The organism is Mesorhizobium amorphae (assembly GCF_014843845.1).
In the GTDB taxonomy this organism is placed as follows: Bacteria; Pseudomonadota; Alphaproteobacteria; order Rhizobiales; family Rhizobiaceae; genus Mesorhizobium; species Mesorhizobium amorphae_A.
Map to the genome: position 1 here is coordinate 22,161 of NZ_JHQS01000029.1, position 11,720 is coordinate 33,880.

Annotated in this window: 11 protein-coding genes; 4 read left to right on the top strand and 7 right to left on the bottom strand. The window is 60.5% G+C overall.

The annotated features are described in order from the left end of the window. Positions 1-9 precede the first annotated feature (9 nt). Positions 10-2,157 carry a type IV secretory system conjugative DNA transfer family protein gene (locus tag DH08_RS14445; RefSeq protein ID WP_192179935.1) on the top strand — a complete coding sequence of 716 codons (2,148 nt, stop codon included), beginning with the start codon at positions 10-12 and terminating at the stop codon, positions 2,155-2,157. A 735-nt stretch (positions 2,158-2,892) separates the two neighbouring features. Here the strand turns inward: DH08_RS14445 and DH08_RS14450 are convergent. Beyond that, positions 2,893-3,036: a hypothetical protein gene (locus DH08_RS14450; RefSeq protein WP_155930622.1), complete on the bottom strand. Its 144-nt coding sequence runs from the start codon at positions 3,034-3,036 to the stop codon at positions 2,893-2,895. Between the two features lie 240 nt (positions 3,037-3,276). On the opposite strand from DH08_RS14450, the gene DH08_RS14455 reads away from it, so the two are divergent. Continuing rightward, on the top strand, positions 3,277-4,212 hold the full coding sequence (locus DH08_RS14455) for an XRE family transcriptional regulator (protein WP_192179936.1): 936 nt from the start codon (positions 3,277-3,279) through the stop codon (positions 4,210-4,212). A gap of 460 nt (positions 4,213-4,672) precedes the next feature. Here DH08_RS14455 and DH08_RS14460 read toward each other — a convergent pair whose 3' ends face one another. From DH08_RS14460 to DH08_RS14475, 3 genes are all read right to left on the bottom strand, one after another. Beyond that, entirely contained in the window at positions 4,673-4,825 is a 153-nt protein-coding gene (locus DH08_RS14460; RefSeq protein WP_192179937.1) for a hypothetical protein, read from the bottom strand. Positions 4,826-5,433: 608 nt separating this feature from the next. After that, entirely contained in the window at positions 5,434-7,674 is a 2,241-nt protein-coding gene (locus DH08_RS14470; RefSeq protein WP_192179939.1) for a relaxase/mobilization nuclease domain-containing protein, read from the bottom strand. After that, the gene (locus tag DH08_RS14475; protein ID WP_192179940.1) at positions 7,671-8,078 is read right to left on the bottom strand and encodes a hypothetical protein; all 408 of its coding nucleotides are present in this window, start codon (positions 8,076-8,078) and stop codon (positions 7,671-7,673) included. Before DH08_RS14475 ends, DH08_RS14470 begins: the two co-directional genes overlap by 4 nt. 339 nt (positions 8,079-8,417) lie before the next feature. On the opposite strand from DH08_RS14475, the gene DH08_RS14480 reads away from it, so the two are divergent. Then, a complete protein-coding gene (locus DH08_RS14480; RefSeq protein ID WP_192179941.1) occupies positions 8,418-9,098 on the top strand; it encodes a ParA family protein in 681 nt (226 codons plus the stop codon). Beyond that, positions 9,095-9,505 carry a hypothetical protein gene (locus DH08_RS14485; RefSeq protein ID WP_192179942.1) on the top strand — a complete coding sequence of 137 codons (411 nt, stop codon included), beginning with the start codon at positions 9,095-9,097 and terminating at the stop codon, positions 9,503-9,505. Before DH08_RS14480 ends, DH08_RS14485 begins: the two co-directional genes overlap by 4 nt. 118 nt (positions 9,506-9,623) lie before the next feature. Here DH08_RS14485 and DH08_RS14490 read toward each other — a convergent pair whose 3' ends face one another. The 3 genes from DH08_RS14490 to DH08_RS14500 form a co-directional block, all read right to left on the bottom strand. Then, complete coding sequence (locus DH08_RS14490; protein ID WP_192179943.1) at positions 9,624-9,965, bottom strand: hypothetical protein; 342 nt, start codon at positions 9,963-9,965, stop codon at positions 9,624-9,626. Between the two features lie 58 nt (positions 9,966-10,023). Continuing rightward, a complete protein-coding gene (locus tag DH08_RS14495) occupies positions 10,024-10,347 on the bottom strand; it encodes a DUF736 domain-containing protein (protein WP_006205585.1) in 324 nt (107 codons plus the stop codon). Between the two features lie 719 nt (positions 10,348-11,066). After that, the gene (locus tag DH08_RS14500) at positions 11,067-11,600 is read right to left on the bottom strand and encodes a hypothetical protein (RefSeq protein WP_192179944.1); all 534 of its coding nucleotides are present in this window, start codon (positions 11,598-11,600) and stop codon (positions 11,067-11,069) included. Between the last annotated feature and the right edge of the window lie 120 nt (positions 11,601-11,720).

Genomic DNA, 11,720 nt, shown 5'->3' on the forward strand with positions numbered 1-11,720 from the left:
GGGCCACCCATGCAGAAAATCGCAACAGCAATTTTCATGGTGCTCATGGCGATGGCCCTGGGCGTCCTGCTCTTCACGGTCGCCTATGCCGCGACTGATTGGTACCGGACCGGCTCCCACGTCCTGTTCGACCAGCTGAACGCCAATCCTTGGCCGGTCGTTCGTCAGGCCTGGGCGGACACGATGGCGAGGAATTTTGGCCGGATAAAATATGCCGTTGGAGCGGGTGCATTAGGGTTTCTCTTGCCACTGGTCAGCTTGTCTCTCATGCGGCCGAGAAAGCGCAATGACTCTCGCTTCATGACGATGAGTGACGTATCAAAAACCGGCCTGACGAAAGTGGGCGGCGTCTTCGTCGGTCGAGCCGGCGGCAGGCTTGCCGAAATTTTGTCGCCCAGCCGCGATCAGCGCTCAGGCAAGATCCGCTTGACGCAGCGCAAGCTGATCGGTGGCAAGAAATTGTGGATTGATGGCGATGATGTCGGCGGCTTCGTCATAGGGCCGCCGCGCTCCGGTAAGGGCACGTCTCTCATCATCCCGAACGCCTTGAGCTGGCCGCATTCGCTCGTGGTTCTCGACCTGCGGGGCGAGACCTATGCGGCGACTGCTGGTTACCGTTCGACCATGAGCCGCGTGGTGCGTTTCGCGCCGGCTGATCCGGACGGCAATACCGCATGCTACAACCCGATGGACTTCATCTCGCTGGACTCAGCACAGCGCGACATCGACCTTCGCAACATCGCTGCGGCATTGTTTCCGCGCCCCCCTTCGAACGCGGATCCCTACTGGGTTAACGACGCCCGCCTCCTTTTTACCGGCATCGCGTCCCTCGTCATGGAATCGCCTGCGATCCCGAACGAGAAAAAGACCTTTGCCACAATCCTCGAGATCATGAACGGCGCCGAGCAGCCGCTCCTGGAATTCATCGGCTCGCTGCGCGAGGAACGCCGCCGCGAATGCTCGCATTTTACGCTGCAAACCCTGCTGCCGTATTTCGAAATGTCTGAGCGGCAGTTTTCCGGAATCTACGCCGGCGTGCGGACCGGCATGGCCCCCTTTCTCAACGAGCGCCTGATGCGGGCTACCTCGCGCAGCACGTTCGATATTCGCAAACTCAAGCGCGACCGGATCTCTCTTTATCTCGATGTGCGGCGAGAGCAGATCACCTCGCTTGGACCGTTGTTCAACGTCCTGATTACGCAGATGATGAACTTCATGTCGGAAACTATGCCGCGTCCGGACGAGCATCCCGTGCTCGTGCTCCTCGACGAGTTTCAGAACCTCGGCAAGCTCGAGAACGTGACCGAAATGGCGAGCGTGCTCGGCGGCAACGGCGTTTCCATATGGTTTTTCGTGCAGTCGCTGAAGGCGGTAGACGAGATCTATCGCCAGGAAGGGCGCAAGACGCTTATCAACGCCGCTCGCGTGCAGATCTTTTTCGGTGCGCAGGACGCGGACGATCTGCGCTACGTTTCCGAGCAACTCGGCGAAACGTCGGACGTGCAAAAGGACGTGACGCGCACCAAGGCAACGTTGTTCGACACTTATTACACGCGCTCGGAGCACCGCAAGGAGGTGCGGCGGCCCCTGATGCGGCCGGATGAAATCCGTACGCTCGACAAGAACAAGGTCATCATATTGCCGCGTGGGGAACTGCCGATCCTCGGCACCCGCAATTTCTATTTCGCCGACGGCCAGCTTGCCAAACGCGCGTTCATGCCCCTGCCCGCCTCTACGGACGCTTCGCGCACGAAAAGCCCTGCATTGGACGTTTCCGCGGCGGTTGCATCTCCTGCGCTCCCGACGATTGTTCCGAAAGCACCCACGTACCGCTCAGGCCTTGTGCAGACTCGGCTGCGGCGCGGCGCGATATTTGCCGCAAAGGCAGGCCGTATAGCTCCGCCTCCGGGCCGGCGCACAATCGTGAAAGACCGGCTGAAAGCAACAGACGCTACAGCCGTGCCAGCTTATGCCGCCATAGATTTTACCGCTTTGGCGGCCAAAGCAGTGACAACACGCATAGCCCCCGACAAAGAAGCGGCGGTTGCTGCCATCCTGAACAAGGTGCGTTCTCTGCGCGCCAACGCATTCGACACCGAGATTTTCGATCGAAATCTCAGCATCGTCGAAGATACTTTGCCTGATCTAGTCGATTAGAAAAGAGTCACGGCTGGGAGCCGAATGACGCCCTGTTTTCGTTGGCCGTCGCCTAATCGATCCGAGGATTCCCGCTGAGGTCCGCGACATGCGCTCGTAGAGTAGCGTGAACCTCTACGATGGGAGGCGGGGAATTGTGTCCTCCCTGGGCGATCGACGCTGAAATCTGGGCAGGGGGCGCTCGATCAACGATGCTAAGGCCGAGATTACGCCTCTTGAACGCCTGCAAAATCGACAGAAAGGGCAGTTTCAGGTCGTGCGGCCGGCAGCATTCGCCATAGCGCCGAGCCGACCCGCAGCTGCAAAGCTCGGCCTCCTTGAACTGGGTTAGCCGATAGTAGGGATCGGAGCGTCCAAGATCGTCCGGCATCGCGTGCTGTCGTCCTGGCCACCGATCAAACACGGTCAGGTGGAGATGACGGAGCGCCCACACGCTGTAGATGTCGAGCAATGTGCGCAAATCGCCGCCCGGCGCCCAGACCTTGTCAAGCGTCGGATGATAAGCACACACCGAGCCATCAGGGAAATTGGTATGTCGCGGGCCGATCCATTCGACCTGCCCATCTTGCTCCCAGAAAGCCCACCCGCGCGGCTCCACCGCTGGTGTTTCTGGCAAGGCAATAAGGAATATGGCTTCTCGCGCTGAGCCCTCTATCACTTGGCTGCGAGCAAGAAGCCATACTCCATGGTCATCGGGGAGGAGAGTTGCGCCGGGGTATGCCCGTTGCACATTCTCTAGCTGCCCGGTGTAGTTGCCGGCGAGGCCGACGATCCGTGATCCGGCACGGGGCGGCCGTGATCGATCGGACGACCTTTGCCGTCGGGTGGACCTTTGCCGTGATCGGGCTGCGGGTCCTCCCGCTCTTTGCTGTTGCTCATCGCTTTTCTCCTGGACAGGCGTTGGTGTGGGCTGCGGGCCGAGAACCACGATTCCCCCGTCCCTCACCCCCACGGGCTGGCGCGCGTCCAAACCGTCGCCAATCCGCTGCAACTCAGCCCGCGCATCGTCGGTCAACAACGCTTCCATTTTGCTTGTCGATGTGCGAGTCTGTGTCACCAGCACAGGATGCATATTGGGGCGAAATGTGTCAAGGTGTGCTGATCGCACAATTGGTGAACATGGACGAATTCGAAAAAAAACTCGTTGGAGCGGTCCGCGAGAAGCGCGAACGCGAAGGTCTCAGCATAAGAGCACTCTCGGGGATTGTGGGGATCAGCTTCTCCACCTTGGCCCGCATCGAGCGGGGCGATGGATCGCCCGACAACAATTCCAAGATTAGGCTGCTCGAGTGGCTCGGCCCGGATGCCGATGAGCATGAGCTGGGCTTTGACGGGGTGGCATTCGTCCACTTCCGCGCTGGAAAGAACGCGTCCTCCGGGACCGTGCAAACCCTGCTGCAGGCAGCCGTGTGTCTTCGTCAGCACTACGCCAAGGGTGACATAACAGAACCGAGCAGCGCGCCGACAGATGCGGACGTTATCGCAATGTCTAAGGAGGAACTGGAGCAGACGGCCGAGGATTTCCGAAAAGACTTAGGATTGAAGAAGAACGATCCACTGGATCCATTCTATCTGGTCGTTGATTCGGTCAAAGTGGAGCGACTGCAGGACACATCTTGTATTCCGCGGATGACAAAGAGCACTCTTGCTGGACCTTCGCGCAACGAGTGGTCCGCGATGAGCGTTCCCTTAAGTGCTGATCAGGATAGCTGGGTTGTCTTCCTAAACGACTACCATACCGTTGAGAGGCAAAGAGTAACGCTACTTGAGGAATATTGGCACATTCTTGCCGGTCATAAGCTAACTAAGATAGCTAAGATCGCTGGTTCTTTCGGCCGGACATATGACAGCTCTGAAGAACATGACGCCTATTTCCTGGCATCGGCCACTTTGCTTCCAAGAGATGCGATTAAACGTATGGTCTCGGACGGCAAGAGTGCCCCCGAGATCGCGTCCTTCTTCGGGACGTCACCGGAACTTGTTGAATATCGAATAAAGCGGCTAGGGCTATGGCGCGATCATATTGGAAAGAAAGTGAGCCTCGCCAAACCGTAATGACGTTTTACAATGGGTCGTTACCAGGTTTCAGATCATTGCAGAGGAAGCTTTTCACCCCTGATTGGCCAGTCTCGGAAGGATCAAAGGCGCCAGCCTCTGGGGCACCTCGCGCCGGTCTTTGTCCATTTGTCGGACGGCTTTGTCGGCTCGACCGCATCGCAGTGACGTCGTCCTCACAGTGGCGGCAAGATACTGTAGCGGTATCTGAACGTCCTTCTCGAAGGATCTCGACGGCAAGCGGCTTTATCCAATGTATTGCGGGTAACGCGCGCATAGGAGTTCGGCTTATCTCGCGACGTGCGCGAGCTGAACGGCAGCGCCCCAATCGTGTGACGCGCTTCCCATTCGATCATGTCGCGGCAAACCTCAATCTGTTGCTCGCGGATTGCCATTCGGTCGGCATTGGTTGGACGCAAGCGCCATACTCCTGATCACGAGCCGTCGTTTACACGCTCGGCTATGTTGAAAAGAATACCGCGCGGGCGATGCCATTCTTTGACGCGTTCGGGCGCTCGTTCCGTGCCGCCCTGATCAATTGCTTGGGCATCATATCTGGCGTCACGATCCGCATCAGAGTCTCGCTGATCGCCTGCAATTCGGTTGCATCCATTGGGAAACGCTCCGTGAAACTCTTGCCAGCCGATCCTAGCGGTTGAGCGACAATGTGCGCCGATAATCGGGTATAATATCGCCTCAGCCGGCGAGCCCCATCGGCCCGCCGGCCTTGCACCACTAAAGACAACCGGCTTTAACAAACCACGCCGTGACTCCGGACAAGCGGCGCTAGGCGATGCGACGTCGTGCTGCACCGATATTTGAAACCGGATAATTGCGTAAATCCCAAATTAGTGAAACCTTGGTGGAGGAATATAGGGCAAAAGGGGACCGTTCTCGAACCGCAAAGGTCCGAGATCGGCTGGGCAAAGCATGTATTTTCCGCAGTTTCTGGTGGGGATGTCTGCCACAACGACCGTGGTCGCAATCTGGGCCTACCTCGAAACCGGATCCGTCTGGGCGGCGCTCGGATGGACCATCCTTGCACTGGTACTTCTGCAGGTTGGATACGTCGGCCTGGTCGTTCGCTTGATATATAAGCGAGCATTGGGAGCCCACACAACCTCTGGTGTTTTGGTCTTCTCAAATGGCCTAAATCCGGTTCATATCCTGCGGCTTTGAAGTAGTTAGCACGTTCGGCTGGGGTGAAGATGTCGACTTTGCTCAGCGCTCGTAATCGTTATCATTCGAGCGCCGGGTCTTGCGGTCCTGCTCTTCAGCCTGCTGAGCCTTCTGCTTGTTCGCGTCCTTCTGCTTGGCTCTCATCTCCTGCTCGGTGCCGGTGCGCGGCTGCTCCGGCTGGCGGGGATTGTCCCGAGTTGGAAGGTCTCGCCCTCGCGCCTCGCGCTCGGGGATCGGCTCACCGCTGCCGCCACCACGACGCTGCTGTTGCCGCTCGAATTGCAGCCGCGCGAGACGGTCGTGCATCTTGTCGTTGACCTCTTCACGATACTGTTCGAACTGTCCTTGATGCGCCGGCGGCAGCGTCTCGCGCATATTGTCGAGAGCCTGATTGACGCGGGCCATCTGACGCCGCATTTCCAAGGGGGTTTGCGCCATGTTCAAATCTCCTATCAGTGCATTCAATTCTCTCATACCGGGATGGGACAGGAAAGACTTCTGCCCCGATTGATCAGCTCCGCGACCCGCGGCAGGACCTGGCTGCGCCTCCCCTGTCCGATCGCGACGGAACCGCAGAAAATTGTTGCCGATCGACTCCGCTGCCGTGAGAGCCTGACCGACCACGCCCGCGGTCCGCATCGTCGTCACAGTCTTTTGCCACGCGGCAGCGATTGCATCGCCGTTAACGACAAGGGATTGCCCATCCAAACGGCGTTGCCGCTTGGCCTCCACTCGCTCGATCGTCCTGGCGCTGACCTGGTAGCGCGGATCGGACTGGGCACGGCTGTAGGCTCCGGCATGCTCCTTCGTGAATGGCCGCGTCATCGCATGATCCATGCGCCGCGTCGCTACCATCGCGATGCCGTTCTCGCGTGCTTTTTCCGCAAAGGTCTCGCGCCAGGCGACCAGATCTGGCTTGTAGAATTTCAGGCGCTCACCGTCGGCTGACCGTGCCTGCACCATCGCATGGATATGGACGTGCTTGGTGTCCTTGTGATGTGCCAGGACGGATTTGTATCCTGGCGCGCGCTCCTCGAGCACGGCGCGCGCCGCGGCCATGACTGCGTTGGCATCGGTGCCGGCTCTTGCCGAGAAAAGCAGGTGATAGGCATTGCGGCGCTCACGCCCCGAAAACTGCGGACGCCATTGTTCATAGACCGAAGCCGCCGCCTTAGTTGAATCCTTCACCCCAGGCACAGGATCGCCATTTGCGTGGCGAACCTGGCTGTGGGTGCGGATGAACTTCTGCAGGAAATATTTCGCCTTGGGTTCACGGCTCACGGCCGCCGTTACCTCTGTTTTGGCTACCACCCCCGCCGCGCCCATGGCTTCAGACAACCGCGCCTCGATCTTGTCGAGCGCCTTGCTGCGCGAATTCTCCCGACCACCGGCCAGGACTCTCGCAAGCGGTCCGGCCCGCTCATCGGTGTGCGCGTATACCTCCACCGCCTGACCATCCTGTGCATAGATGAACGGCTTTGCGCCGAAGGCCTTATTCAACGCCTCGCTCAAGGCGGCACCGGTGACCTCGCCGGCGAGTTCGAGACGAACCTCGATGAAATTGGTATTTTCCAGGGGCGGTTCGAACGTCTCGCAAAACGTTTCCAGGAACGCCTTTCGTGCGCCGCCTGTCGCAAGGACCTGTCCATCCTCGTCGAAGATCTCGATGTCGTGCTTCTCGCCTTTTTCGTCCTCGCGCTTTCCGATGTAATTGAGCAGCCGAGCGGCGGCTTCCTTGGTTGATGGCGGATTGGGCATGACCTTGAACACAGCAGGCTGAGCGCCCGCCGCATAGCCTGCCCGTGCCGCGACGGCCCGCGCCTGATAGGCGACCCGCGCTGCTCGGCCTGGACCGCTTGCGCGACCCGCACCGCGGCCGCCACCACCACCGCGCCGCTTCCAGTCCTCCTCCTCCTCTTCCGGCCGGAAACCCGCGAGTGTGGCGCCATAGACCATGATCGGGGCGCTAGCGGCCTTGGGGGAGCTCGCAGCCGCGGTGGACTTCGGTGCCCTGCTGGACGTGGAGCTCCCCGCCACGCCTGTCCCTCCCGGCGACGAACGAGGGGGGTTTCTACCGCCACTTACCATCGAGCCGGCTTGTCCTTGCCCAACCCGTCCGCCGCCACCGGTCCGCTCATAACTCTTCATCGCCTGGAATTCGCCGGCCTCGCGTCGGGCGCTCGTCGCGGACTTGTCGTCGTCCAGCTCCTCACGCTTCACGCCGGACTCGCCTCGAAGATAGCGTTCGATTTCGGCCGCGTAGCCAGCAAGACGACCGCTCATGGCCTGGCCTCCCTCGCCTTGCGGGACCCGCCAGTCATCGCCTTCAGCTCCTCGCGAAACTGCCGCACGAGGTCTCCCACGGCGATCAACGCCTGCTCAAGATCCTCATCATGGGCAACCCGGCCGTCGTTCATGGCGCGCACGGCCTGATTGAAATTGACGCCGACGCGCCGCAGCTGATCGGTCATGTCCACGATCGCCGGTCGCAACCCCTCTGACGCGATTGGCAGATGCCCCGCCTCTGCCCGCACCAGACGCCGGAGGACCTCGCTGACGGTTACGCCGTCCCGCTCCGCAATGGCTTTGAGGCTGGCAAGCTCGTTGGCCGAAAACCGGATGTGCGTCACCTCGCCGTAGCGTCGTGACGCGCTCTTCACCGCTGTATTCTGGGCGTCTTCATCCATCTCTCAAGCCCGCTTGCGGGCGCTAAGGCCCGCCAGGGCCGCGCCGCCTATTTTGTGTGTATCACAAAATAGGCTATCCTGCCAATATAAAGAAGAGGTCGGCGCTCCCTCCCACCAGCCCCTAGTGTCAATGGCAGGGGCCAGGTCGCAATGCGTCGATAGCAGCCTCGTAATGGTTGCACCCCTGACCGAGCCCTTGTTGGTGCGCGCCTGGGTTGCCAAACCGGTCTGGCCCGTTGACTATGTCACCAGGTTTCGACCGTGACATCCATGTGTCCATGATGACTTGTTTCCGTGTTAACATGGAAACAAGTAGCCAACGCCGGAAGGAGGCCCCCCATGATCATCTCCGCTGCGATCCCAAAGGGCGGCACTGGCAAATCGACGATGCTGCGCACCCTCGCATCCGTCGCGCTGCATCGCGGCTATTCGGTCACGCTTATCGATGGCGATCGGCGGCAGAACATGAACCGCTGGTTCCAGATGCTGGGTGACGCTGGCAATCTTCCTGACAGCCTGCAACTGGTGAGCGCGATGACCCCGCAGGAAATCCTTGACGCGGCAGCCACTCACAACGGTGAGCGCTCCGTCGTATTGATCGATACGGAAGGCACCACGAATGACAACCTCATGGCCGGGCTCTTCGCGGCCGACATTGTCGTCGTGCCAGTCTACTTTGCCCTCGACGATGTGACCGCCGCCATCCAGATCACCGACCACTACATTCCGCTGGCGGTTGAGAGCCGGGGTAGACCGCTGCCTGCGATATTCGTGCTGACCAAGCAGACCATCATCGATGGCAGGGCACGAGCCCTGACCGAACTGCGCGCCATCATCCAGGCCAACGGCACGCCGATTGCAGAACACGTCCTGCATAATCGTGTTGCCTACCGTGACCTGCAGACCGGGCAGACCCTTTACAGCCCTGCGGTGCCCGATGCGAAGGCGGTTGCCGAGAGCGAAGGGGTCTTCGACGACCTTCTGCAAACCTTCATCGAAGCCACAAGGAATGCGGCATGAGTGAAGAAACCGCACCGAAACCCGGTGACGACAAGAAAGCCCGCATGATGAAGGCGATCTCCACGCAGCCGCCGGCGCTGCCGAGCATGTTCATCTCCCCGAAGGTCGAGACGTCAGGGACCAAGGAGCAATCTACTACGCCACAGATGCAGGAACCGGCAAAGCCGTCCCCGGCAGTCGGGCCCGATTTCCGCAAGCTGCTGCGGCAGGGCCAGAAAAAGGATCCCATCGCCGGCAAGAAGATTCGCGAGGAGGAGATGGTTCGCTGCGGGTACTATCTGACGGCCGTTGAGCAGCGCCAGTTCAAGTTGCTGGCGATCAGCAACGGGCACAGCATGACCGAACTGCTGCGAAAGGCCGTGCAGGATTATATCCGCATTCATAAGCACAAACTGCCGAAGGAATAATCGGCGGTTTGGAGTCGCTGTCGCATGCTGCGACGGGTGATGTTTCTTGGCTCTTTGCGACGCGCAAAAAAAGGGCCCGCGACGAAGCACTCCGTCGCGGGCCCTGTGATGTGTTTGCCTACTTGGCTTGGTTGAGGTGTTTCAGCAGTTCCCCGAGGATGCCGTCGCGCTCCGGACGCCCGCTGGCTGCCGCTTTGTCGTCGACCAGCTTTGCGGCCAATTCGGACGGCAGCGGCATGAAGTCGTAGCCGTGTGAGATGGCTGCATGGCGAAGATCCTCAAGCGCTTCGAAGGCGCGATCGCGGGTGCCAAGCCAGAGCGCGGGCTCGTCGGTTTCTTCGTGCGGGAACGCTTGCAGGAAGAAGGTCCGAAGCGGTGGATCGTAGCCTATGACAGCGTCTGGATCCGAGCGGACTTTTCCGGTGACGGTGCCAGTGACAGTGATGGTGTAGCGGCTCATTGCAACCTCCTTTTGCCGGTGGGGAAGCCGGCCCCTGAAGGGGCCGGCCACCAATGCCTCACTGGGGATTGTTCCAGAGGATGACCTTCTTGTTTTCCTCGCCACCCGGGGCGGGAGCGAGGTTGCCGAAGATCACGCCGATCTCGGGGGCTTCCAGCTTGACCGAGAGGTACTCCTCCCCCGAACGCTGGGAGATGCGGTGCCAGCCGGCTCCGATCTCGAAGCCCGTGCGCTTGTTGACGATCCGGTAGTCGGGCGCGTCCTCGCGCGACTTGTTGGTGTTCGGGATCAGGGTGATCGGGGCGTTGACCCGGAGCGTGGCAAAGACGCCTTCCATCGAGCCGTCGGCCTTGGTGGTGAGGTTTGCGATCGTGGTGGCCATGGTAGTTCTCCTTCGGTTGCATCGGGACCATTCCCGATGGCGCCAAAGGAGAGGGCCGTCCTGCTGCGGTCATCTCGGCGAAAATTCTGGAAAATTCTATTTGCCGAAAAATTGCGGGCAGGCCCTTCGCCTGTCCGCAGACAAAAACAGAAATCGAATTTCCTGAATATTCGCCGAGTGTACCCCCAACGGGGGTTGACCACACAAAGCAGGCGGTCGTCTACAAAGGCGACATGAAACGGGAATGGCCCCGGATGGGACCGAAGGAAAAGAACTCAGGCCGCCATCGCTTGGCCGCCCATACAACGCTGCCGGATCGCCGACATGCTTGCCGCGCACCTCTCGGGTCATGTCGCCTGCGTCGTCAATACTTCGAACAGCAGCCTGGCGCGTGAACCGCCTTGCCGGTCGGGATGGCGGCACAGCGTTATCGAGATCGGAGCCGACTGGCAGCGAACTTCATGCCCCTCGGTAGAGCGATGCCTCGCAACCAGGTTGGATGACAGCGCAAGCCAGGATGTTCGCCACGCTTGCACAGGCTTCGGATGCGAGACGGGTGAAGATGAACGTCCTGCACAACGCCCTGCGGCTCTGCGCGTTGGCCGGTCTCGAAAGGGGCCGGCCAACGGGCGTTCATACAAGTGGAGTTTGGGGGGGCGGGGCCGGATCAAGCATATCGGCATCGGACCCGCCGGGCTGTCGGCGGGTCCGCGCGTACATCATCCTGGCAGCACCAGACGCTCGTCCGGCGTCATGCGGGCTTCGGCTTGCCGGCGAATGTCCGGACCGGCATGGCGGAGCATGGCGCACCAGTCTTCCACATTGTATGTGGTCGCCATGCTGCCCCTGGCCAGATCGTAAATGACGCACGGCTTGTTCGCGATGGCGAGCCGAAGCACGTTGACGGCCGTGCCGGGTGATGCGCCATCCCAGACCATCATCCCAAAGTCGGCGCGCCGCGCCATCTCCCGGTCCTTGGCGGCGTGGACCCAGTATCCTGTGGCGCCCTCAGGAGAAGGAACATGGTAGGCGGCCCAGTCGCCCAGATTGTTGCGGGGTTCCTTGCCGGTATGGAAGACCCCGACATGCTCGTACTTGTAGCCCGCGAGCAGGCCCTGCGCCTCGGCATCGGCTCCCGACGCGTCGCCAATCAGCACGCCATGCTCGGCAGCAACGATTGCGCCGATGCGAGCGACGGCGGGTTCCGGCAGCTCGAATATCTCACGTGATCCAGCTATGAATATCATCGACATCGTGACTTTCCCTTCTCTCCAGGGTCCCCCGCCCCGCGCCGGCCGCCGTCTCCCTCTGGCTTGCGCGAGGGATCGTCACCCGAAGGCCGAGACGGCGAAGCCGGCGCGGGGAGCGGCGGG

Bases quoted from the DNA above. Each gene is read 5' to 3' on its own strand.
- DH08_RS14475 (WP_192179940.1), bottom strand. From the start codon at position 8,078: ATGGATGAAGACGCCCAGAATACAGCGGTGAAGAGCGCGTCACGACGC.
- DH08_RS14500 (WP_192179944.1), bottom strand. From the start codon at position 11,600: ATGTCGATGATATTCATAGCTGGATCACGTGAGATATTCGAGCTGCCG.
- DH08_RS14455 (WP_192179936.1), top strand. From the start codon at position 3,277: ATGGACGAATTCGAAAAAAAACTCGTTGGAGCGGTCCGCGAGAAGCGC.
- DH08_RS14460 (WP_192179937.1), bottom strand. From the start codon at position 4,825: ATGGATGCAACCGAATTGCAGGCGATCAGCGAGACTCTGATGCGGATC.
- DH08_RS14495 (WP_006205585.1), bottom strand. From the start codon at position 10,347: ATGGCCACCACGATCGCAAACCTCACCACCAAGGCCGACGGCTCGATG.
- DH08_RS14470 (WP_192179939.1), bottom strand. From the start codon at position 7,674: ATGAGCGGTCGTCTTGCTGGCTACGCGGCCGAAATCGAACGCTATCTT.
- DH08_RS14490 (WP_192179943.1), bottom strand. From the start codon at position 9,965: ATGAGCCGCTACACCATCACTGTCACTGGCACCGTCACCGGAAAAGTC.
- DH08_RS14480 (WP_192179941.1), top strand. From the start codon at position 8,418: ATGATCATCTCCGCTGCGATCCCAAAGGGCGGCACTGGCAAATCGACG.
- DH08_RS14485 (WP_192179942.1), top strand. From the start codon at position 9,095: ATGAGTGAAGAAACCGCACCGAAACCCGGTGACGACAAGAAAGCCCGC.
- DH08_RS14445 (WP_192179935.1), top strand. From the start codon at position 10: ATGCAGAAAATCGCAACAGCAATTTTCATGGTGCTCATGGCGATGGCC.
- DH08_RS14450 (WP_155930622.1), bottom strand. From the start codon at position 3,036: ATGAGCAACAGCAAAGAGCGGGAGGACCCGCAGCCCGATCACGGCAAA.